General features: G+C 52.6%; 21 protein-coding genes. 17 read left to right on the top strand and 4 right to left on the bottom strand.

Features of this window, described 5'->3' with window-relative positions:
• The 7 genes from HFP08_RS03035 (at position 1) to HFP08_RS03005 (ending at position 9,847) form a co-directional block, all read left to right on the top strand.
• Entirely contained in the window at positions 1–1,779 is a 1,779-nt protein-coding gene (locus HFP08_RS03035; RefSeq protein ID WP_168119041.1) for a copper amine oxidase N-terminal domain-containing protein, read from the top strand.
• 162 nt (positions 1,780–1,941) lie between these two features.
• Positions 1,942–4,545 carry an ATP-dependent helicase HrpB gene (gene hrpB / locus HFP08_RS03030; protein ID WP_168119040.1) on the top strand — a complete coding sequence of 868 codons (2,604 nt, stop codon included), beginning with the start codon at positions 1,942–1,944 and terminating at the stop codon, positions 4,543–4,545.
• A 20-nt stretch (positions 4,546–4,565) separates the two neighbouring features.
• The gene (locus tag HFP08_RS03025; RefSeq protein WP_168119441.1) at positions 4,566–4,859 is read left to right on the top strand and encodes a DUF1294 domain-containing protein; all 294 of its coding nucleotides are present in this window, start codon (positions 4,566–4,568) and stop codon (positions 4,857–4,859) included.
• Positions 4,860–5,099: 240 nt separating this feature from the next.
• Positions 5,100–7,208, top strand: coding sequence for a HelD family protein (locus HFP08_RS03020; RefSeq protein ID WP_168119039.1), 2,109 nt, complete (start codon positions 5,100–5,102; stop codon positions 7,206–7,208).
• Positions 7,209–7,231: 23 nt separating this feature from the next.
• Positions 7,232–8,416 (top strand): DUF3900 domain-containing protein, encoded by a 1,185-nt coding sequence (locus tag HFP08_RS03015; protein WP_168119038.1) that lies wholly within the window; start codon positions 7,232–7,234, stop codon positions 8,414–8,416.
• An 86-nt stretch (positions 8,417–8,502) separates the two neighbouring features.
• Positions 8,503–9,291 (top strand): undecaprenyl-diphosphate phosphatase, encoded by a 789-nt coding sequence (locus HFP08_RS03010; protein ID WP_168119037.1) that lies wholly within the window; start codon positions 8,503–8,505, stop codon positions 9,289–9,291.
• Positions 9,292–9,517: 226 nt separating this feature from the next.
• Positions 9,518–9,847, top strand: coding sequence for a four-helix bundle copper-binding protein (locus HFP08_RS03005; RefSeq protein ID WP_168119036.1), 330 nt, complete (start codon positions 9,518–9,520; stop codon positions 9,845–9,847).
• 77 nt (positions 9,848–9,924) lie between these two features.
• Here the strand turns inward: HFP08_RS03005 and HFP08_RS03000 are convergent, their stop codons facing one another.
• Both HFP08_RS03000 and HFP08_RS02995 read right to left on the bottom strand, forming a co-directional pair.
• Positions 9,925–10,218: a DUF3817 domain-containing protein gene (locus HFP08_RS03000; protein WP_168119035.1), complete on the bottom strand. Its 294-nt coding sequence runs from the start codon at positions 10,216–10,218 to the stop codon at positions 9,925–9,927.
• Positions 10,219–10,255: 37 nt separating this feature from the next.
• Entirely contained in the window at positions 10,256–10,879 is a 624-nt protein-coding gene (locus HFP08_RS02995; protein ID WP_168119034.1) for a TetR/AcrR family transcriptional regulator, read from the bottom strand.
• A 133-nt stretch (positions 10,880–11,012) separates the two neighbouring features.
• On the opposite strand from HFP08_RS02995, the gene HFP08_RS02990 reads away from it, so the two are divergent.
• From HFP08_RS02990 to HFP08_RS02980, 3 genes are all read left to right on the top strand, one after another.
• Entirely contained in the window at positions 11,013–13,229 is a 2,217-nt protein-coding gene (locus tag HFP08_RS02990; RefSeq protein ID WP_168119033.1) for an MMPL family transporter, read from the top strand.
• Positions 13,230–13,348: 119 nt separating this feature from the next.
• Positions 13,349–13,618, top strand: coding sequence for a hypothetical protein (locus HFP08_RS02985; protein ID WP_168119032.1), 270 nt, complete (start codon positions 13,349–13,351; stop codon positions 13,616–13,618).
• Between the two features lie 28 nt (positions 13,619–13,646).
• Positions 13,647–13,949, top strand: a complete 303-nt coding sequence (locus HFP08_RS02980; protein ID WP_168119031.1) for a putative quinol monooxygenase — start codon at positions 13,647–13,649, stop codon at positions 13,947–13,949.
• A gap of 325 nt (positions 13,950–14,274) precedes the next feature.
• Here the strand turns inward: HFP08_RS02980 and HFP08_RS02975 are convergent, their stop codons facing one another.
• Positions 14,275–15,033, bottom strand: a complete 759-nt coding sequence (locus tag HFP08_RS02975; RefSeq protein WP_240941053.1) for a DedA family protein — start codon at positions 15,031–15,033, stop codon at positions 14,275–14,277.
• Between the two features lie 75 nt (positions 15,034–15,108).
• Between HFP08_RS02975 and HFP08_RS02970 the strand changes: the two genes are divergently transcribed.
• On the top strand, positions 15,109–15,360 hold the full coding sequence (locus HFP08_RS02970; RefSeq protein ID WP_168119030.1) for a hypothetical protein: 252 nt from the start codon (positions 15,109–15,111) through the stop codon (positions 15,358–15,360).
• Between the two features lie 6 nt (positions 15,361–15,366).
• Here the strand turns inward: HFP08_RS02970 and HFP08_RS02965 are convergent, their stop codons facing one another.
• On the bottom strand, positions 15,367–16,128 hold the full coding sequence (locus HFP08_RS02965; protein ID WP_240941051.1) for an MBL fold metallo-hydrolase: 762 nt from the start codon (positions 16,126–16,128) through the stop codon (positions 15,367–15,369).
• Between the two features lie 292 nt (positions 16,129–16,420).
• On the opposite strand from HFP08_RS02965, the gene fosB reads away from it, so the two are divergent.
• The 6 genes from fosB to HFP08_RS02935 all read left to right on the top strand — a co-directional run bounded on the left by fosB (position 16,421) and on the right by HFP08_RS02935 (position 21,149).
• Positions 16,421–16,837 (top strand): metallothiol transferase FosB, encoded by a 417-nt coding sequence (fosB, locus tag HFP08_RS02960; RefSeq protein ID WP_168119029.1) that lies wholly within the window; start codon positions 16,421–16,423, stop codon positions 16,835–16,837.
• An 83-nt stretch (positions 16,838–16,920) separates the two neighbouring features.
• Complete coding sequence (hisA, locus tag HFP08_RS02955) at positions 16,921–17,685, top strand: phosphoribosylformimino-5-aminoimidazole carboxamide ribotide isomerase (RefSeq protein ID WP_168119028.1); 765 nt, start codon at positions 16,921–16,923, stop codon at positions 17,683–17,685.
• Between the two features lie 98 nt (positions 17,686–17,783).
• Entirely contained in the window at positions 17,784–18,302 is a 519-nt protein-coding gene (locus HFP08_RS02950; protein WP_240941094.1) for an NUDIX hydrolase, read from the top strand.
• Positions 18,303–18,364: 62 nt separating this feature from the next.
• The gene (locus HFP08_RS02945) at positions 18,365–19,444 is read left to right on the top strand and encodes an AI-2E family transporter (protein ID WP_168119026.1); all 1,080 of its coding nucleotides are present in this window, start codon (positions 18,365–18,367) and stop codon (positions 19,442–19,444) included.
• 15 nt (positions 19,445–19,459) lie between these two features.
• Entirely contained in the window at positions 19,460–20,158 is a 699-nt protein-coding gene (locus HFP08_RS02940) for a response regulator transcription factor (protein ID WP_168119025.1), read from the top strand.
• Positions 20,145–21,149 carry a sensor histidine kinase gene (locus HFP08_RS02935; protein WP_168119024.1) on the top strand — a complete coding sequence of 335 codons (1,005 nt, stop codon included), beginning with the start codon at positions 20,145–20,147 and terminating at the stop codon, positions 21,147–21,149. Before HFP08_RS02940 ends, HFP08_RS02935 begins: the two co-directional genes overlap by 14 nt.
• Positions 21,150–21,231 lie beyond the last annotated feature (82 nt).

The following is a 21,231-nucleotide window of genomic DNA, read 5'->3' as shown; positions in this document are numbered from 1 at the left end:
ATGCCTTATTTGAGCAAGAGCAGAAAGCTGAAGGCGGCTTTATTGCTGTCCGCCTTCCTGACGACCGCGCCGATCGGTCACGCGGCAGCGCTGGACGCGCCAATTACGTCGGGGACGAATTACGTCATTTTTTATCTGGACAAGGCGGAAGCCTTCTTGAACGGCGAGCAAATCACGCTGGACGCGCCGGCTACGATTCGCGCCGGCCGAAGCTATGTGCCTGCGAAGTTTCTGGGAGACGCCTTCGGCATGAAGGTCGAATGGCAGCCGGAGACGCGCAATATTGTCATGGAGACGCCTACGACGGAAATTTTGCTGAACAGCGACAACAAGAGCGCCTGGGTGAACGGAATTTCCTATCCCTTCGACGATGTGGCGATGATCGTGAACGATCGATTGCTGATCAAGCTGACTTGGTTATCCGATTATATGGGAGCTACGTATACGTACAATTCCGAACTGCGCCGAGTCGACATTATTCATGTGGACAAGCCGGCGGGCAATTATGATCCAACCTCTAACAATTCCAAGCCGGTAGCGAAATTCACCTTCGGCAAACCAACCTACCAAATCGGCGAGCCAATCGACTATATCAATTTGAGCTACGATCCCGATGCGGAAGGCATCGTGATGAATTGGGAGGGCAACGAAGAAGCGTTCTTCAAAGCAGGCACTTATCCGATTACGCTTACGGTCAAAGACAAGAACGGCAATACGAGCGCTCCGTTCACCCGCGAGCTGGTGATCGAAGACAAGATCTATCTGACCGAGGACCAGTTCCCGATCTATACAAAGCCTGTCGGCAGTTATATTCCAACCGACTGGAGCACGCTGTACAATCATTATTTCAACCTGGCGAATTTGCCGAAAACCGTCACCGAAGACAAATCCCGGACGCTGCTTATCAGCGACAGCCCGGAAACGTTCACCGAAACAGGCATTCTCTATCAAGATAAAATCAATGGCAAAGGCAGGCTGTACGCGGATCATCTGAACGGCACCGAAGAGAAGGTCGGCTTCGCGATTCTGGCTACGAATGACACGGATGAGCCCGTCACGATCCATACGACGAGGAAAGGCGAGGTATTTCCTTCCCTGTACGCACATTTGATCGGCAGCGAGGCGATGGTCGATTTCCTCGTAGACGATACCACCGACAGAACGATGGTTGTTCCCCCGGGACAGACGTTTATCTATAAGCAGTTTCCGGATTTCTATCCTGGACAAGGCGTTAATCTGATGTATGATGTAGAGACGGACGGAGAGATCACTTTCACGTTCGCTGCAGCGGACACGGTATCGGCCTCCATGACGGAGCTGAACAAGCTGCCGTTTAGCGGCCATATTCGCGGCACCTTCCCGATCGACGGCTTCGACTGGCAGGTTGATGTGTCCGAGCAAGGCTTGCAGAAGCCAATGAACCTGGTTATTGGAGATGGTATACTGGATCCATTCCAGAAGGGCTTCGATCCGCAGCGAGGCACGGAGGCTACGCTGTCCGGCAACTTCGGAACCGTGTATCACATTCATTCCGACAAGCCGAGGAAGATGGCGATTCTGCTGCTGGCGAAGGGCGGAGCGTTCAAAGGACCGTTCAAGATTAACGGCGAGCTGATCAAGGTGCCGAATTCCGGCGTGCTCACCGCCTTCGACGGGATGATTATGCTGTACAAGACAACGGGCAAGGAAGATGCCCTCGATATTGATTTCAGTCCTCCGGCAGGCTCGGCTTTCCCGATCAATCTTGTCTTCTACCCGCTCGATGAGAGGGCGGAGTAGGCGTGTCGCGGAGATAGACGGAATCGCCCGAAAGCCGAATGAGCGGGGCGGGTGAGTTGCAGAACAGCCGGGAGCAGGTCGAACTTGGCTAGAGGACGAATTCGCGGACAATTTTGACGATTTATATGGAAGCGTTAGGGACAGTTGTAAGGAGGTTGCGAAATGTACGAGCTGCCGATTGAAGAGGCGCTGCCTTCGTTTCTGGAGGCTATGCGCAGCGGCAGGAATGCGGTGCTCGTCGCAGAGCCCGGCGCCGGCAAGACCACCCGGGTGCCGCTGGCTCTGCTCCAGCAGCCGTGGCTGAACGGGAAGAAGATTATCATGCTGGAGCCGAGAAGGCTCGCGGCAAGAGCAGCAGCCGGCTATATGGCGCGACTGCTTGGCGAGAAGGTAGGCGAGACGGCTGGTTATCGCGTTCGATTGGATGCGAGAATTAGTCCGGCTACGAGAATCGAAGTGATAACGGAAGGCATCCTGACGCGGATGCTGCAGAAGGACCCGGCTCTGGAAGGAGTCGGGATTATTCTGTTCGACGAGTTCCATGAGCGCCATCTGCATGGCGATCTGGGACTCGCTCTTAGTCTGCAGGCGCAAGCGCTGCTGCGAGAGGATCTGCGGATCGCCGTCATGTCGGCGACGCTTCAGGAAGGGCCGCTCGCTGAACTGCTCGGCGATGCGCCTGTTATTCGCAGCGCGGGGCGGCACTTCCCCGTCGCGACGCATTACGCGGCGACGCGCAGAACGCTGCCGCTCGAGCAAGCCATGGCGCAGACGATCATGCAAGCGCTCCATCGGCATGAGGGCGACGTGCTGGCCTTCTTGCCGGGCATGTCGGAGATTCGGCGCACGGCGAGACGGCTGGAGGAGGCGGGCTTGCCGACCGGCGTCAGCGTTCGCGAGCTGCATGGCTCCATGACGCTGGAAGCGCAGTCGGAGGCCGTTGCCTCATGCGCTGTCGGCAAACGAAAGATTGTGCTGGCCACCTCCATCGCCGAGTCCAGCTTGACGGTGGACGGCGTTCGCATTGTCGTGGACAGCGGTTTGATGCGGGTGTCGGCATTCTCGCCCCGCAGCGGCCTCAGCAGGCTGGAAACGGCGCCGGTCTCGAAGGCGTCGGCCGACCAGCGCAGAGGCCGCGCGGGCAGGCAGGCGCCTGGCGTCTGCTACCGGCTGTGGACGCAGGATGAGCAGCTGCGGCTTCCCGATCAAGCGAAGCCGGAAATCGCGGAGACGGATTTGTCTTCTCTCGCGCTAGAGCTGGCGGTTTGGGGCGTGGCGGATCCCGGCGAGCTGGATTGGCTTACGCCTCCGCCGATTGCCGCTTACAAACAGGCATTAACGCTATTGTCAAAGCTGGGAGCCATTGACGGGGAAGGCAAACCAACCGGGCGCGGCAGGCGAATTGCGAATCTTGGCCTATCGCCGAGACTCGGCTCCATGCTTCTAAGAGCGGCTGATCGAGGCTATCTTGAGCTTGGCTGCAGGCTGGCCGCTTTGCTCAGCGACAGGGATTTGCTCGGAGGCGAGCGTCGAGCGGATCTGAGCCTTCGGCTCCAAGCGCTCGACAATGCTTCCCGCGAGGATGCCGCCGCCCAGCGCGTTGTTAGGCAGGCTCAGCAATGGGAGCAGGTGCTGTCGCAAGAGCTTGGTAAGCGAGAGTTAGGCCTTTCGCCGTCCACTGGCATCATTGACAAAGCCGGCAGCGCGAGGGAAAGCTCAGCAGGCAGCGACGCTAGTGCAAGCAACGGTGCCCGCAAACGGAACGGCATAGAGGCTCTTGCAGGCAATGGCTTAACAGGAAACCCAATTGGCAGCCTGCTTGCCCATGCGTATCCCGACCGAATCGCGCAGCGAAGACAGGATGGGCGATTCCTGCTCTCGAACGGCCGCGGAGCCGTGCTGCGGCAGGAGGAGCTTCTGTCACAAGCGCCGTATCTTGTCGTATGCGAGCTGGATGACGGGGGAGGCGAAGCGCGGATCCAATTGGCGGAGTCGATCTCGCAGGAGGAACTCGAGCGGGAGCTGTCTGAATGGCTGGTCACGGAAGAGGCTGTTGAGTGGGATGCTGCCGGAAGAACAGTGCGCGCGAGGGAACGCTTGAAGCTCGGCGTGCTGCTGCTCAGGGAGAGGCCGCTGCAAGCGCCTGATGAAGAGGCTGTGGCGGACGCCTTAATGGAGGGCGTTGCTTTATCGAAGCTGGAGCTGCTTCCAATGACCAAGCAAGCGAGAAGTCTGCAAGCCCGAATGGCGCTGATGCATGGGAGCGGTGAAGGAGATTGGCCGGATGCAAGCGACGAAGCGTTGTTGGCGACGCTTGATGAATGGTTAAGGCCTCATGTATATGGGAAGCGCAGCTATGCCGATCTGCAGAAGCTGAAGATTGCTCAGTTGCTGGAAGGGATGCTCTCGTGGAAGCAGAAGCAGCGTTTGGACGAGCAGGTTCCGACTCATTGGACGGCGCCAAGCGGCTCACGCGTCCCTATCGATTACAGCGATCCACAGGCGCCGTTCTCTTCCGTTCGCTTACAGGAGCTGTTCGGCCTGCAGCAGACGCCGAGGCTGGCCGGCGGCACGCTGCCGCTAACCTTGCATCTTCTCTCGCCATCCCAGCGACCCGTGCAGGTGACGCAGGATTTGGCGAGCTTTTGGGCGAATACGTATTTTGAGGTGAAGAAGGATCTCAAGGGCCGTTATCCGAAGCATTATTGGCCGGATGATCCTAATGCTGCGATTCCGACAAACCGCGTCAAGCCAAGGCATCAGTAAGAGAGAGAGGGTGGTATGTGATGCTGTTCTTATACGGATTATTCGCGTATCTGGCGATCATGAACGGATATGCCTTCCTATTATTGGGATATGACAAGCGAAGAGCGAAGCGAGGAAAGCGGAGAGTGCCGGAGAAGCGCTTCTTCCTGACAGCCGCCATCGGAGGCGCGCTCGGGATATGGTACGGCATGAAGACATGGCGTCATAAGACGCTGCATCGCTCCTTCACAGTCGGCATTCCTTATTTGATTGCAGTGAACCTGATTGTTGTGATATTATTAGTGGGCTTTTGGGGATCAAGGCTGAACGGTTAATGACAAGCTTGGCTGCAAGAGGCTGCAGGCGAGCAGAAGCATGTAAGCGCGAAGCGGAAAAACGCGACAGAAGCAAGATTAACAAATCATAGAGACATGTGCCGAGAGTCGAAAGACCCTGAAGAGCACCGCTGCCCATTTGATCGCAATACGAACTGACGAAGCTGAGTCCATCATGGTCTTGGCTTTTTACATCTGCGATCGCAATATTCCAAATCGGGTCAAGGAGGCGTACAGCACATGTCAGAACAAAACGCACTACAGGAAGAGCAAGAGCGGCTAACGAGTTCGATTCAAGAAATGAAGGAGCAGCTGCGAGATATGCCGCCGCGTTACACGGGCAGCGACTTTACGGAGCAAATGCTGGATTTGCAGCGTGAGGAGCAGAAACGGAGGCTGCAGATTGCGTTGAAGGAGCCTTACTTCGGCAGAATCGACTTTCAGGAGCTGCCCGAAGACGCGCAGGCTGAAGCGGATGAAGGGGAGGCGAAGGCGCTCTATATCGGTAAAGCCGGCGTTGCCCGGAGCCGGAGCAACGAACTCCTCGTGATCGACTGGCGCGCCCCCGCGGCGAGCATGTTCTACTCGTTCACGGGCGGGGATGATCCCGCCGCTTATGAATCGCCGGATGGCGAGATTCAAGGCTATGTGCATTTGAAGCGGAATTTTATGATAAGAAATGAAGAAATTCAACGATTGGTAGACAGCTATGTTCGCGGACAGGAAGAGGGCGCGGTGTCCGATGAGTTCCTGCTGTATCGGCTGGGAGAGAACAAGGACAATAAGCTGCGCGATATCGTCTCGACCATTCAGGGCGAGCAAGATAGGATCATCCGCGCGGAGCGGAACAAGGCGCTGTTCATACAAGGCGTCGCAGGCTCTGGGAAAACGACGGTCGCGCTGCATCGGCTCGCCTTCCTGCTCTATCAATATGAAGGAAGAATTCGCGCGGATCGCATGATGATCTTCGCTCCGAACCGAATGTTCCTCGATTATATCTCCGGCGTGCTTCCCGAGCTGGGGGTAGGGGATATCGGTCAGACAACCTTCCCGGACTGGGCGTCCGAGCTGCTGCAGCATGCGGTTGCGTTAAGCGATCCTTCCGAGGTCATGTCACACTGGTTCGAAGAGAAGCGCAGCGCGGAGGAATGGGAGCATGCTTCCGGACGTTTCAAGGGGAGCCTCGCCTTCAAAGCGATGATCGACGAGAGACTCCGCGAATTGCAAGAATCGATTCTGCCTCAGACGGACTTCGCTCTCTCGAATCGTTGCACTTTGTCGGCAAGTCAATTGAAGGAATGGTACGAGACGGATTATGGCGAAGAAGCTATTATGGAGAAGCGCGATCGTCTCGTCAGCCGGATCAGGCGCTGGACCGAATCCGAGCTGAAGCAACGGGGCGTGGCGGACAAGAAGGTGAAGGCGCAATGGAAGGCCCGTTTGAAAAGCTTCTCTTCGAAAATCCCGTCCTATACATCCGTTCAGCTGTACGCTTCTCTATTCAAGGGCAAGTCACTGCTTCCCGGCATTGGGAAAGGGATAGCAAAGCAGACGGCGGAGAGGCTCGGGAAAGGGCTCGCGGCCGCGGAGGATCTGGCGCCGCTGGCCTACATCGAGCTTAAGCTTCAAGGGCTCAAAACCGCGCCCTTCGATCATATTGTCATCGACGAAGCGCAGGATTATTCGCCCTTCCAGCTTGAAGTGCTGAAGGCTTGTCAGCGAACGCCTTCTATGACCATTCTGGGCGATTTGCAGCAGGGAATTCATAGCTATGCCGGCATATCGAGCTGGGGGGAGCTAATGGACCTCTATCCGGAGGAGGTGACGGGCTTCTTCGAGCTAAATCGAAGCTATCGCTCCACGATGGAGATTATTGAATTCGCCAATGTTATACTCGGCGGCATGACCGGCGGCGTGAAGCCAGCCGTGCCCGTGTTCCGCAGCGGCGATCCCGTTGAAGCGGTCGGAGTGGCTGATGAGCGGTGGCTGGAGGCGATTGCGGGTATTTTGACGGATTGGCAAGGGGCAGGGGAGTTCGATACAATTGCAGTTATTGGACGCACGGCCAAGGAATGCGAAGCCATTCACGAGGCTCTGCAGGAGAGCGGCTTCCAGGCTTCACTTGTCGTGAGCAAGCAGCCCGAGTACGGCGGCGGCCTCACGGTTGTCCCCGCTTATCTGTCCAAGGGACTGGAGTTCGACGCGGTATTGATTGCCGACGCGGGAAGAGAAGCCTACGGCGAGCTTGACGCCAAGCTGCTCTATGTCGGATGCACCCGCGCGCTGCACAGGCTCAAGCTGCTCTATCGCGGCGAGCGTACTGCGTTGCTGGAGAAATGGAACCCATGATAATCAGGGAGGTTTTTCGTTAGATGGATTTGATGCTGCAATATCTGTCCTTCTTCGTCATTATGACCGACGGAGAGGAATCGTCGCAATCATCCGGTCGTCGCTTCAAGCATTATCAGACGCTCGATGCGGATGATTACGACGAGAGCGAGATCAAGAAATTTCTGGATGAAGAATTCACCCGCATTCTGAAGCGCAAGGTGGAACGTAATCCGAATACGGCGAATGCGCCGACGAAGATTGGACGCTTCATGGTGGAGCCCGGCTACGAGCTTGGCAGCAATCAGAATTATAATCTGTTCCAGCGGCTGCGCGAAGCGGATTCGAAGGAGAGATTCATCGGCATTGCGGATGAGCTGGTGCGGATCTATATGGATACGAGCGCGGTGCGCGGCGGCGCGTTCATTATCGCAAGATCGAAGCTCAACACTTATTTCGACGAGCCGTTTCTGTTCCTGCTGAAATGCGACTTTGAGCCGAAAATCGCCAGAATATCGGATGAGCGGAATCTGATCGCGAGCGTGGAGATGGCAATCAGCGCGCGGAGCATCAAGTCGATTCAATATCCGCATATGCATGAGGAAGGAAGCATGGATGAGTGGGAGGTCAAGATCCATCAAGCCTCGCATGCGAGATATTTCGAGGATTTCCTGAAGTATGTTTCCTATGAAAAGCCGCTGCCAGAGGTCATCGGCGAGCAAGTGGTGGAGATGGTGCATCAATATATTGCCGACAAGTGGCAGGAGGATGTCAGTCAGGAACGAAGCGACGAGGAGAATGCGGTCGAGGTATGGGCCGCCAGCGAGAAGCGCGAGCTGCAGGAATGGTGGACGCCGGAGCAGGTCGAGGTGGCTTCGGCCGCTCTAGTGGAGCAGAAGCCGGAATTGCCGTTTTCCTTCAAGCTCGACGGTATTTCCGTCAAAGGCTTGCTGTCCGACTTCGGCGCGAGCATTCACTTTGCGAAGCATAACGGCAAATATGTCGCCGTTATCGAAGGGGATGCGTTCCAATTTGAGAAGGGCATGTCCCCGATCGAGCTGCTGCAGCCGCGCGAGCTGACAGAGGTGCTGGAGCTCATCGGCACTTCCACGTCAGACGGCGGAATTGCTCCGGTGGATGATTCCTTCTATAAGGATTCGACGATGGATGAGCAAGGCCAGGACGAAGGACCAGTGGTAACGAGCGGCGATAAGGAGACTTCATGGTAAAATAGGCATGCCGCCATAACGGACATGCATAAGCTGTTAAGAGCAAGTACTTCCAGGCAGAGAAGAAAGCGAGGGAAAACAGAGCAATGATGGATTTGATTCAAGCCATTATTATGGGCATTGTGGAAGGGTTGACCGAATTTCTCCCTGTCTCCTCGACAGGTCATTTGATACTGACCGGCGATCTGCTAGGCTTCGAGGGCGATCGAGCCAAAACATTCGAAGTCGTCATCCAATTCGGCGCGGTGCTGGCCGTGCTCGTGCTGTACCGACATCGCTTCGCAAAGCTGCTTAATTTCAATATGAAGAAGGGGAGCGGACTGAACGCCCTTCATGTTATCCTCGCGATGCTGCCGGCCTGCGTGCTCGCTGTCGCGCTGCGGCATGTCATCAAGGATTATCTCTTCGGATCTTCAACCGTTCTGTTCGCTCTCATCGCGGGCGGCATACTTATGATTATCGCGGATCGCAAGAAGACGGTCGTATCGGCCGAGGAGCTGGACGACATTACATACAAGCAAGCCTTCTTAATTGGATGCTTCCAGGTGCTGTCCCTATGGCCTGGCTTCTCGCGCTCGGGCTCGACCATCTCCGGCGGCATGCTCGTCGGCACGAGCCAGAAAGCGGCTGCGGAGTTCACATTTATCGTATCCGTGCCGATAATGGCCGGGGCAAGCTCCGTCGATTTGCTCGGAAGCCGCGAATTTCTGACAATGCATGACCTGCCGCTGTTCCTGGTCGGCCTTATCGCCGCCTTCGTCGTCGGCATGATCGCCGTTGTCACGTTCATCAACATGATGAAGAAGCTCCGGCTCAGCTATTTTGCTTACTATCGCTTCGCTTTGGCGATTGTATTCTACTTTTTGTTGTTCTAGTCAAGCGGTCAGACGGTTAGACAGAGATAATGCGAATACAAATGCATCCTCGGCGGGGGATGCATTTTTTCATTGGAAATGAGTGAAAACTTGCAGTTGTAACGGACATTTTTGAGGCTGTCGATAGACGTAATATGCAGGTTATGTTTCGCTTACTCTGATTAACACATCTCGATTTGGGTATAGTATTTTAAGCACCCGATTATGACTAAGGAGGATTCGTCCCATGACGCATCAGCAATTCCAGAATTGTATCGATGAATGCTTGAAATGTATGCAGGCATGCAATCATTGTTATGATGCTTGCCTGAATGAAGAAGATGTTGCGATGATGAAGGCTTGCATTCGATTGGATCGAGAATGTGTGGACATATGCGCATTCGCCGCTCAAGCGATGAGTATGAACAGCTCTTATGCCAAGCAGCTATGCCGCATTTGTGCGGAAGTATGCGAAGCTTGCGGCAACGAATGCAACAAGCATCCAATGCAGCACTGCAAAGACTGCGCCGAAGCATGCTTTGCTTGCGCAAAGGCTTGTAAAGCTATGGCTAGCTAATTCGTATTAACCTTTTATTACACCACAAGGCTCTCGTTAGTGAACGAGAGCCTTGTTTTTAGTCGTACGAAAGTTTCTTATTCCGCCCGCTTCAATATCTTACGATCCAGCACGAAAGGCCCGAAGGGAAGGAAAGCGGCGATAAACGCGAGGAATATCTTCTTGATGCCCCAGCGATGCGAGATGACGACCAGGCCGAGAGCAATCATATAGAGCACAAAAAACAACCCATGCAGACTTCCGACGATGGTAACCATCTCGGGCTCGTCCGCCGCGTACTTCAGCGGCATGGCGATAAGCAGCAGCACGAGGAACGACAAGCCTTCCAGAATGCTGATGAAGCGAAATCTTCCGATTGTGGATTTCAACATGTTAAGTCTAGCCTCCTGATTACAAATAATAAATGCTTCACGGGTTCGATCGGAGCTGCAGCCCGCTCCACAACAATTGTACGATATCCTCGGCGGATTGTTCCACGGTTCGCACATTGTTCACAATTTCCTTATGATTTTTGACCGTCAGCATCGCCGTAAACACATGGGCGAGCAGGGTAGGATCACACTCCGCAATTTCTCCTGAATCCATAGCCGCTTGGAATGTGTGCGCCAGCAATCGGTGCAGGGCTTGCTCAGCTTCGCGAATTTTTACGATTTGCTCTTCGGTTAGTCCCGGAGAGGCTTCGCGCATCATCGTCTCGAATTCCACATGCGCATTCTTCATATGCCGAATCGATACTTCCAGCACTCTGTCGCGGAGCTTGCCCGGGCCCTCCAAAATTTTGGCCGTCTGATCATGCGCCATCTTCAAGACGAAGAGGAGGGCTTCCGTGAACAAGACCGATTTGTTATTGTAATAATAATACACGCTTGCTTTCGTAACACCGCAGGCTTTCGCCACCGTGTCCAGCGACACCTTTTCGAAGCCGTGCTCCATGAACAAGTAAGCGGCGGTTCGCAAAATTTGGACCATCGTTTGCGGCGAGCCTGATGCTTTCGGACGTCCCGGCTTCCGTTTTGAAACGTTTGCAGACAACGAATGACCCTCCATTCACAAAAAATATTTATTTTGATGATTGATTAATTAACCTTCGGGTATATATAATTAATTATATCATTTTCATTCATTGTAATCGAAAATGCCCATATTGTGAAACGGAGGGAATAACATGTTCGAAAGGCTTGGCGCCCTATTCGCAGGACCTCGTTCGAAGTATCTCACACTGGCGGCTTGGATTGTGCTTGCGGCCGTACTTACTCTTACATTGCCGGCGGTTGGAGATCAGGAGAATAATAATGCGCCTAATCTGCTGGAGGATAGCCCGTCGGTTGAGGCTGACGCGATGATCAAGCAATATTTCCCCAAAGCTTCCGGAATTCCTGCGTTAATTGTCTGGCATCGCAGCGAAGGATTGACGGAGGCGGATTACGGACTCATTCAGAAGGTGAGCAAAGCGCTGACCGACGATCCGCTGAATGGTCAAGGCGAGCTTATTCCGCTGCAGGACATGCCATTGCCGGCAGTCATGAAGCTGGCGTCGGAGGACGGCACTACGCTCGTTCAGCCTCTTCCGTTCGAGGAAGGCGTGGATACGGATCATCTCAAGGAGGATTTCGAGCGTCTGCAAGAGCAGGTGAAGGCATTGACAGCCGATTCTTCGGATCCGTTCGACACGGAAATCAACACTGCTGAATTGAGCGCCCGAATCAGCGGTCCCGCAGGCATTTCCGTAGACGCAACCGAATTGTTCCAAAATGCGGATTTCGTGCTGTTGATGTCGACTGTGCTGCTCGTACTCATCCTATTGCTGCTGATCTATCGCTCGCCGATTCTAGCGATCATTCCGCTTATCGGCGTCGGCTTCGCTTACGCGGTCACAAGTCCGCTGCTCGGCTACATGGCGAAGGAAGGCTGGATTACTGTCGATTCGCAGGCGATTGCGATCATGACGGTGCTGCTGTTCGGCGCAGGCACGGATTATTGCTTGTTCTTCATTACCCGCTTTCGGCAGGAGCTGCAGCAGGAGGCTCATAAGCGCACTGCATTGCTTCACGCCTTCAAGGGCGCTTCCGGCGCCATCGCGATGAGCGGCTTCACCGTCGTACTCAGCTTGCTTTGCTTGCTGGCAGCGCATTATGGCGCTTTCGATCGATTCGCGATTCCGTTCAGCTTGTCGATCTTCATTATGATGATCGCTTCCCTGACGCTATTGCCCGCGCTAATGGCGATTATCGGCCGCGCATCGTTCTTCCCATTCATTCCGCGTACCGAGGAGATGGAGAAGGAGAGAGCGAAGGCGAAGGGCAAGACTTACCGGCCAAAAGGTTCCAAAACAACCTTCTCCGAACGCATCGGAAAGCTGGTTACGACCAAACCGTGGACGGTTGTCATCACGTCTGTGATCGTTCTCGGGATCTTCGCTTCAAGCGCGACGGGCATCAAATATACGTACGATCTCTTATCCTCATTCCCCGAGGATATGCCTTCCCGAGAAGGCTTCGATGTCATTGCGGATGCCTTCACGCCGGGCGAGCTCGCTCCTGTGACGGTCGTCGTGAAATCCCAAGACGAGAATCTTGATCTATCCGAAGCGCTGAACGCCGTCGAGCGGGTTGATCATGTTTCCGAGAGGGAGAAGAGCAAGCAGGATAAGACGCTTACCTCCTATACGGTTGTGCTTGATGTTAATCCGTATTCGGAGGAAGCGATGGCAGTCGTGCCGGAATTGAAGGCTGCCGCGGCGGAAGCGCTTGGCATGAAAGCCGAAGACGCAGAGGAGGCGGTATGGGCCGGCGGACAGACCGCAACCCAGCATGATACGAAGAACTTGACCGATCGGGATAATTCGGTCATTATTCCGCTCATCATCGGCCTGATCGCTGTCCTGCTTCTTATTTATTTGCGTTCGGTTGTAGCAACGATCTATCTAATCGCGACGGTGCTGCTATCCTTCGCCGCGGCTCTCGGACTCGGCTGGCTCATTCTTCATTATGCGATGGGAGCAGAAGCCATCTCGGGCTCCATCCCGCTGTATTCGTTTGTTTTCCTGATTGCGCTCGGAGAGGATTACAACATCTTCATGATCTCAAGCATCTGGCAGAAGCGCAAAACGATGCCGTTGAGACAAGCGATCAAAGAAGGCGTGAGCGTGACGGGAGGCGTAATCACATCTGCCGGCCTTATCCTCGCAGGCACATTCGCAGTGCTCGCGTCGCTGCCGATTCAGGTTTTGGTGCAATTCGGCCTCATTACCGCGATCGGCGTGTTGATGGACACCTTCATCGTTCGGCCGTTTCTCGTTCCAGCCATTACAACCTTGCTTGGCAAATGGGCCTTCTGGCCAAGCAAGGCAGAGGGCGCGCTGCAAAGCGACACTGAAGGTTAAGCTCCATCAGGTTTGCTATGAATTTGCCCGAGTCCCGCTCCTGTGCTATTCTACATGAATAATGGCAACAGGATCTTGCTGGAGACGAATATCGAAGCATGGAGAAGGGAAGGGCGAGGATGCAAGGAATTACGATTATTGAGTCATCCATGACATACTCCAAGGAGAGCGGCTACGTCGGCAAGGTGCAGTTCCGCGCCGAGGGCCATCAGCAAGCGTATGAAATTACGCTGCAGAGCAAGAAGGGCAATGACTGGGGCTACGGGCTGTTCTTCTTAAAGCAATCCGGCAGCGAGGAACAACTGCTGGCATTCGAGGAGCGTCTGGAAGAGGATGACGAGCTGTTCGAATTCTTCATCGCGACGGCGAAGGAGAAGCTGGAGAAATAAATTATTCCAAGTGAAAGCGGTGTTGCCGATGAACAGATTCGCAGCTTATGGCAAATTAACGGCGCATCCCGGTCAGCGCGATGCGCTCGCGCAGGCGCTGCTTTCCGCTTCTGAACAACTGGAGGCTATGGATGGATGCGCCATGTATATCATCAATGAATCGGAAGACCCGGATGTCTTGTGGTTGACCGAGCTCTGGCGCGATGCCGAGGCTCATGCATCGTCTCGTCAGAACGAAAAGGTGCTTAAGGTGGTTGGGAGCTGCAGACCGATGATTGCCGGAGCGGAGTCCATCCGATTGAAGCCTGTTGGCGGCAAAGGGCTGCTGTAAGTAACGTTTTATAAAAAAGCATGCGCGGCTCTTTCGAGCTGCGCATGCTTTTTTTCGTAATTATAAGTGGCTTTGATGGAGACAGGCGGAGCGCTAACGAAACTTGATAACGTTAAGAGCATGGAAAGGCATCCTGTTCCAATCTAACGAAGATCTATCGTCTTATTTCATAGTTTCGGGTTGGAATCATGCTCGCTTTGATGAAATAACGATACCAATCTTCGTTAGATTCACGCAGGACTGAGATTCAGGCGTTTAACGTTATGAGTCTTCGTTAGGATCCCTTCAAACGATCCAAGGACGCCGCCAGGCGTTTTTCTCAAACTCAAAGCGTTCGTTCCATGCTCGTTGCCGCCCGCTTCTTCTTGGCACGAAGATAGCGGTATGTGACAAAGCCGCCTGCTGCCGCTGCGATTGCCGCAACCGCCCATATGCCGTATTGGTACACAAGCGAAGCGATTTCCTGCACGCGATCTCCGACAAAGGTGCCGATAATGAAGTAGATCATCGTCCAGATGAATGCGGATGGATAAGCGAACAGAATGAATTTGCTGAATTTCATCTTGTTAAGTCCCAGCATATAAGGAGTGACATGGCGCAGAAAAGGCAAACATAAGCTCAAGCTGATCGCGAAGCCGCCGTATTTCTCGATTAATTCTTGGGACTTGTCAAGAAATCGCGAAATGTTTTTTCGGCTACGGAACCAGTTCGAGAACTTTGCCCCGGCGAAGCGGCCGATGCTGTAGCCGAAGGTCATGGCCGAGCATATGCCGAGCCAGGTCATTATATAAGCAGGAATCGGCGACAGAACACCGGATGCAGCGAGCGCTCCTCCCGTCATCACGACGGATTCGTTAGGAATCGGCAATCCGATAAGTCCCAGGCAAAGAACGAGGAACAATGCGACATAACCCACCTGTTCAATTATGGATAACAAGAAATCATAGCCCATATCTCGCACACTTCCTATTGTAATAATTAGAGGAAAGCCGTTAAGCTCATATATCGTTAGATTAACATAAATGGGAGGAGAAACATAGCGAGCGGCTATCATCTCCGCTGCCGCAAACTCAAATTTAACCATTTCGTAACCTTTTGCAAGGCGGGATTTGTTACTCTGATCTCAGGCTACTTAAGCATAAGGAAGGGCGGAATTTCAGTGTATTCGTTCCAAGAAAAGGTGGACGCGCTTAAACAATGCGAGTCCTATGTCTATACCCTATGTCTGCATTTTCTCATACATGAATATAAAGCGTCCGAGTCCGCGAAGCAGGTACTGATTGCCTTGTTCAAGGATTCCGTGTTCTGGAAGCTGGATAACGCCAAGCGCAGAGCTTACATATTGAGCCATTGCATGAGATTCTGTCACGACGCATACAGCTCTCCATTGGCGAAAGCGACGAATGCATGAATACATTCAACACGTCCCTTTATTAATCTGGGCAAGCTCTGCTATGCGTTCATTGCATCTTCCCTCGTACATGCCCCCATGGAAGCAGATCACTCGCTTAATGTCGTACCTTTTGAACTGGGAAATGGATAGCAGCGCCTGCTCGAAGTTGCTGCAATGCGCAGGATCGGGCGGAAGCAGATTCCCGTCGTCGACCTTGAGCGCGTCGCCGGCAATTAAAGTCCGGCTGGGCTGATGGTAGAAGCTGATATGGCCCGGAACATGACCGGGAGACGGAATAACCTTGATACCGCCGCAATAAGGCAGCTCTTCATTGTCTCCAACAGCTTTGTGTACAGGACCTCTCGGGGGATGCTCCAGCGTATGGCGGAAAGCGGTTCGCCATTCAACTGGCACGCCTTCCGGAAGTGCTGACACTGCTTTTTCGATGGCTTGAGCCGTGAGCTTGACCAGCATCAAATCGCCTTCGATATAAGGCTTCTCGATTTCGTGAGCAATGATTTCAGGGGTATGAGGAAGTTCGTCGACAATCGCGGACAGACATCCGATATGGTCCATATCCTGATGCGTAAGAAGGATTCGGGTAATGGCATCAAGCTCGAAGCCTGCCACCCTTAACGCGGCTTTCAGCAACCCAAACTGCCCCGGATAGGCGGTATCAATCAAAATGCAATCCCGCTCATCCCATATAAGAGCAGGATGAATGACCTGAACGCCTCCCATCATCTCCGCAGTTATGTTCAACATCGTTACTCCTTTTGTCGTCATAGGTTAACCTCCCATTCAAAATGTACAAATATCATATCAAAGCACCGAAAAATCGTAAATAGAAAAATATTAAATTATACCATAAAAATATATATTTGTCAATACATTTGTTTGTCGAAGATGCAGAAAATTATTTTGCAGATTTCGTCAATTGTAGGTAGGATTACCCAAAAAAGACGATAAAGCTCACATGGGACTTTCTTGATTTGTGGTTAAGTTGTATAATCATGGAAGTTGGAAGATGAAAGAAATGGATAGAGGTTGTCTCAATATAGAATGGAGAACTTATTTGATGAATCTACAAGTTATTAATCATTTATGCTTTTCGGTTTCAGATTTGGAGCAATCCATCGCCTTCTACGAAACGGTGTTCGAAGCAAAGCTAAAGGTAAGGGGCAGGAAGCTCGCTTATTTCGATTTGAACGGCTTATGGATTGCGTTGAACGAAGAAGAAATCGATCGAAGCCAGGCGCGCTCCTATACGCATATCGCCTTCTCCATAGCCGAGGAGGATTACGAGACAACCTTGAAGAGACTTGAAGATTTGAATGTGGAGATGTTCGCTGGAAGACCAAGAGATGTTCGGGATAAGAAATCGATCTATTTCCTCGATCCGGACGGCCATATGTTCGAGCTGCATACCGGAACGTTGACCGAGAGGCTCGACTATTATCGCTCGGACATGAATCATATGCAGTTTTATGATTAATATGCTTGATTGATGTTGCGCAGGCAGGAGCCTCTATGTCAAAATAAGACTAATCCTACATAAGCAGAATAGAGGGAATCCTTTTGAAATTCAGACCATGCATTGATCTTCACGACGGGAAAGTAAAGCAGATCGTCGGAGAGACTTTAAACGATAAGCTGATTGAAAACTTCGTATCCACCTTCGATGCCGCCTATTATGCGGAGCGCTTCCGGAAGGATGAATTGACGGGCGGCCATGTCATTATGCTCGGACCCGGCAATGAAGCCGCCGCCCTGCAAGCGCTGAAGCAATATCCGAATGGCTTGCAGATCGGCGGCGGCATCAAGGATGCCAATGCCGGCTTCTATCTGGAGAATGGCGCGACGCATGTCATTGTCACCTCTTACATATTCAAGGACGGCATGCTTGACGAGCGAAATCTCGCGAAGCTTGTCGCCGAAGTCGGAAAAAACCGGCTTGTGATCGACCTGAGCTGCAAGCAGAAGGATGGCAAGTGGTATGTCGTGACGAATCAGTGGAAGCAATTCAGCGATTTCGAGGTGAGCCCGGACAGCATTCGTTATCTGGAGCAATACTGCGATGAATTTCTCGTACATGCCGTTGATGTGGAAGGCAAACAGAGCGGCATTCAAGAAAGTCTCGTGAGGGACTTGTCCGCTTGGACGACGATTCCGACGACCTATGCGGGAGGAGCCAGATCATTAGCGGATATGACGCGTTTCAACGAGATATCCGGCGGAAGGCTCGATCTGACCATCGGAAGCGCGCTCGATCTGTTCGGCGGTAACTTAAGCTATGAAGAGGTTGTTCTCTGCAGTAAGGAGATCGAACAGTCACGAGAATAGAATTGAAAAAAACTGACAGGTATGTCGGTTTTTTTCTCGTTTTTGAAGCGTCAATAAGGTAGTGCAAATTGTAGAGCGCGGGAGAGGAATACGTGCATATGGAGCTGCTGCATGAAATCTATGAGAAGGACTTATCTATAAGCCAGCGTGATCGTTCGTCGAGAAGAAGCGGCAGCCAGTTCTGGTTCAGACGCTCCGTTCGAGCCATCGTCTCGAATGAGATGGGCAAGATCGCGCTGCTCTACAGGCAAGAGGATAATTATTATATGCTGCCAGGCGGAGGTTTGGCTGGCGGAGAAGCTATGGAAGACACACTGCTCCGCAAAGCGGAGTCCGAGCTTGGCGTACGGATCGAATTGCAGGATGCAATCGGACTCATTATCGAATATCGGGACAAGCAGGAGTTCATGCAGTTCTCCTATGCTTTCGCGGCATTGTCGTACGGGAAGAGCAAGAAGGCCGCTGATGGTGAAGAGCCGGACGATTATGCAGCCGTGCAATGGATGTATGCGACAAAAGCCATTCAACTGATGGAACGAAATCAATCGAAATCATATGCGGGCACCTTTGTTCAAGAACGGGATTTGCTCTTTCTCAAGCAGTATATGAAGCTTTGAATCTAATTTTGAGGGTAATACGTATACATAGCTTGGATCATTCAAAAGATAGGAGAGAGGTTATGGTCAAACTGAATTCGTTCATCAAGATTTGCACCGCCGTCATTCTGGTGCTCGCCATTATTTATGTGGGATCATTGGTGAATTTCATCTTCAAGCCGCTGTTGTCGGCGATTACGATTATTACAATTCCTTTAATGCTGTCTGCTTTTTTCTATTATTTGCTGCGTCCGCTCGTCAATTTGCTGGAGCGAAACAAGGTGAATCGAACCGTTGCTGTTCTGCTCATTTATCTCTTCTTCGCACTGTTGATTGCGGGCTTTATCGTCGGCGTCTGGCCGTCGCTGCAAACTCAGCTGGTCAACCTGGTCGACAATGCGCCTGATCTGTTCAATTCCTTGAGCGACAAGCTCGAAGAAATTCAGGAAAGCGGCTTTCTGTCTGAATATTTGCCAACCGACATGAATCCGCTGAACGAGCTCACGAATTATTTGAACAAAGGCTTCTCATTCTTGACGGATTATGTGTCCGGATTGGTGTCGGTTATCTCGAATATCACAGTGGTGCTCATCGTGTTCCCGATCTTCCTCTTCTACATGCTGAAGGAGAACGGCCGATTTGGACGCACGCTGGTGCGCTTCTTCCCGAAACGCTTCCACGGCGAGGCGACCGAGGTTATTGCGGATATCGATCATTCGCTCTCGAATTTCATTATCGGCCGCGTGCTCATCAATCTGGCGCTTGGCGTGCTTATGTATGTCGGTTTTCTCATTATCGGCCTTCCATATGCACTGCTGCTCACAGTCGTGGCGGTCATTATGAACTTCATTCCGTTCATCGGCTCGATTCTGTCCTCGGTGCCGATTGTCATTATCGGGTTCATCGAATCGCCGTCGGTGGCCATCTGGTCGCTAATTGTCATTCTGGTCGCTCAGCAGATTCAAGATAACGTCATTGCGCCCTATGTGTTCGGCAAGCAGCTATCGATCCACCCGCTGACTACGATTATTCTCGTTCTGGTGGGCGGAGATATTGCCGGTATTATCGGCATTCTGCTCATTATTCCGATCTATATGATTATTAAGATTATCTCCATCAAGGTGTACGAGATGTTCTTCAAGAGCAAATGGGAGGACGCTTAAGGAGTGGATAGGCTTATGCGAATATTGCTTGTGGAAGACGATAGAACGATAGCCGCGGGGCTGCAATATTCCCTCGAGCAAGAGCAATACGCTGTGACGCTGGCGTTTGACGCCGCTACGGCAAAGACAAGGATAGCGGAGGAGCTCAGCTCCTTCGCTCTTTGTTTGTTCGATCTGACCTTGCCGGACGGCAGCGGCTATGAGTTGTGCAGGCTTGTGAAGCAAAGCAGCGATGTGCCGGTCATCTTCCTGACCGCCGTTGATGATGAAGGGAATGTCGTCATGGGCCTGGACATGGGCGCTGATGATTATATTACGAAGCCGTTCCGCATTCGCGAGCTGATGTCGCGAATCAAGTCTGTGCTGCGCAGATATCAGAAGCAGCCGCAATCAAGATCCGATGTATCCATCGAAAATATTAGCGTTAACATGCTGGAGGGCAAGGTGTTCAAGAACGGTGAAGAGGTTGTGCTTACGGCGCTCGAGTATCGTCTGCTTCTCATCTTCGCCAACCATATCGGACAGGTGCTGTCTCGCAACCAGCTGCTGGAGCAAATTTGGGATCTTGCGGGCGACTTCGTGAATGATAATACGCTCACCGTATATATCAAGCGGCTGAGAGAGAAGCTGGAGAATGATCCGCAAAATCCGGAGATCATTAAGACCGTGCGCGGTCTCGGGTATAAGGCGGGTGACTCGAATGCTTCGCAATAAGGAAATTCAACTGCTTCTCGCCGTTTTTGCCGGGATTGTTCTGGTTGTTTCTCTCGCTGCTTATCTGATAACGCCGCCTGCGGCATGGATGGTTCTTCTTGCCTCCGCGCTGCTTGGCGGCTGTTTCTTCTTCTACACGACGCGCAGATATCGCGCAATCGAGGAGCTGTCGGGTTATCTTCGCGAGATTGGCAATGGCCGATATTCGCTTGATGTTCGCGATAATGTCGAAGGAGAGCTCAGCATTTTGAAGAATGAAATCTACAAGGTTACGCTTATGCTGACAGAGCAGGGAGTCATGCTTCAAGAGGATAAGCAGCGGCTGACCGATGCGATATCCGATATTTCCCATCAAATCAAGACGCCGCTTACCTCGATGATGATGATGTCGGATTTGCTCAGCAATCCGGCGCTTCCTTCGGATAAACGCTCGGAATTCTCGCATCGCATCCAAATCCAGCTGGAGCGTCTGGAATGGCTGATTTCAAGCTTGCTCAAGCTGTCCAAGATAGACGCGGGAACGATTGTATTCAAGAAGGAGCCTGTCCGGGTCGAGAAGATCATTCAGAAGGCTCTGGAGGCTGTTGCGATTCCCATCGATGTCAAAGAGCTTCGAGTTGAGCTGCAAGGGGATGCTGAAGTCGCCTTCATCGGAGATGCCAACTGGACGACGGAAGCGGTCATCAATATCGTGAAGAACGCAGCCGAGCATACGGAGCATGGCGGGATGATTCATATTTCTTACGGCGAAAATGTCTTGTATACGGAAATCGCGATTCGGGATAACGGGAATGGCATCGCCAGGCAGGATCTGCCGCATATTTTCAACCGCTTCTACAAAGGCTCCAGCGCAGGCGAGGGGAGCGTAGGGATCGGCCTTGCGATGGCCCACAGCATCATAACGAGCCAGAACGGCGCCATCGAGGTTAAGAGCGATTCTTCCGCCGGCGGCACCGAGTTTCGAATAAAGCTATATAAGCATGCAAAGTGACTGGATTGTCACTTGCGAGTCACTGCAAAGTCATATAGTGGAATTATACTGACCTTATCAAATGAAAGCTGGAGGTCATGAG

The sequence above is a fragment of the Paenibacillus sp. HB172176 genome, assembly GCF_011947265.1.
Taxonomy (GTDB): Bacteria; Bacillota; Bacilli; order Paenibacillales; family Paenibacillaceae; genus Pristimantibacillus.
Note: the sequence above shows the minus strand (reverse complement) of the source record. Positions and strands in the feature narration are given on the sequence as shown.

What these genes read in the sequence shown, in the direction of transcription:
- HFP08_RS03035 (WP_168119041.1), top strand. Translation starts at nt 1, where the DNA reads ATGCCTTATTTGAGCAAGAGCAGAAAGCTGAAGGCGGCTTTATTGCTG.
- hrpB (WP_168119040.1), top strand. Translation starts at nt 1,942, where the DNA reads ATGTACGAGCTGCCGATTGAAGAGGCGCTGCCTTCGTTTCTGGAGGCT.
- HFP08_RS03025 (WP_168119441.1), top strand. Translation starts at nt 4,566, where the DNA reads ATGCTGTTCTTATACGGATTATTCGCGTATCTGGCGATCATGAACGGA.
- HFP08_RS03020 (WP_168119039.1), top strand. Translation starts at nt 5,100, where the DNA reads ATGTCAGAACAAAACGCACTACAGGAAGAGCAAGAGCGGCTAACGAGT.
- HFP08_RS03015 (WP_168119038.1), top strand. Translation starts at nt 7,232, where the DNA reads ATGGATTTGATGCTGCAATATCTGTCCTTCTTCGTCATTATGACCGAC.
- HFP08_RS03010 (WP_168119037.1), top strand. Translation starts at nt 8,503, where the DNA reads ATGATGGATTTGATTCAAGCCATTATTATGGGCATTGTGGAAGGGTTG.
- HFP08_RS03005 (WP_168119036.1), top strand. Translation starts at nt 9,518, where the DNA reads ATGACGCATCAGCAATTCCAGAATTGTATCGATGAATGCTTGAAATGT.
- HFP08_RS03000 (WP_168119035.1), bottom strand. Translation starts at nt 10,218, where the DNA reads ATGTTGAAATCCACAATCGGAAGATTTCGCTTCATCAGCATTCTGGAA.
- HFP08_RS02990 (WP_168119033.1), top strand. Translation starts at nt 11,013, where the DNA reads ATGTTCGAAAGGCTTGGCGCCCTATTCGCAGGACCTCGTTCGAAGTAT.
- HFP08_RS02985 (WP_168119032.1), top strand. Translation starts at nt 13,349, where the DNA reads ATGCAAGGAATTACGATTATTGAGTCATCCATGACATACTCCAAGGAG.
- HFP08_RS02980 (WP_168119031.1), top strand. Translation starts at nt 13,647, where the DNA reads ATGAACAGATTCGCAGCTTATGGCAAATTAACGGCGCATCCCGGTCAG.
- HFP08_RS02975 (WP_240941053.1), bottom strand. Translation starts at nt 15,033, where the DNA reads ATGGTTAAATTTGAGTTTGCGGCAGCGGAGATGATAGCCGCTCGCTAT.
- HFP08_RS02965 (WP_240941051.1), bottom strand. Translation starts at nt 16,128, where the DNA reads ATGACGACAAAAGGAGTAACGATGTTGAACATAACTGCGGAGATGATG.
- fosB (WP_168119029.1), top strand. Translation starts at nt 16,421, where the DNA reads ATGAATCTACAAGTTATTAATCATTTATGCTTTTCGGTTTCAGATTTG.
- HFP08_RS02950 (WP_240941094.1), top strand. Translation starts at nt 17,784, where the DNA reads ATGGAGCTGCTGCATGAAATCTATGAGAAGGACTTATCTATAAGCCAG.
- HFP08_RS02945 (WP_168119026.1), top strand. Translation starts at nt 18,365, where the DNA reads ATGGTCAAACTGAATTCGTTCATCAAGATTTGCACCGCCGTCATTCTG.
- HFP08_RS02940 (WP_168119025.1), top strand. Translation starts at nt 19,460, where the DNA reads ATGCGAATATTGCTTGTGGAAGACGATAGAACGATAGCCGCGGGGCTG.
- HFP08_RS02935 (WP_168119024.1), top strand. Translation starts at nt 20,145, where the DNA reads ATGCTTCGCAATAAGGAAATTCAACTGCTTCTCGCCGTTTTTGCCGGG.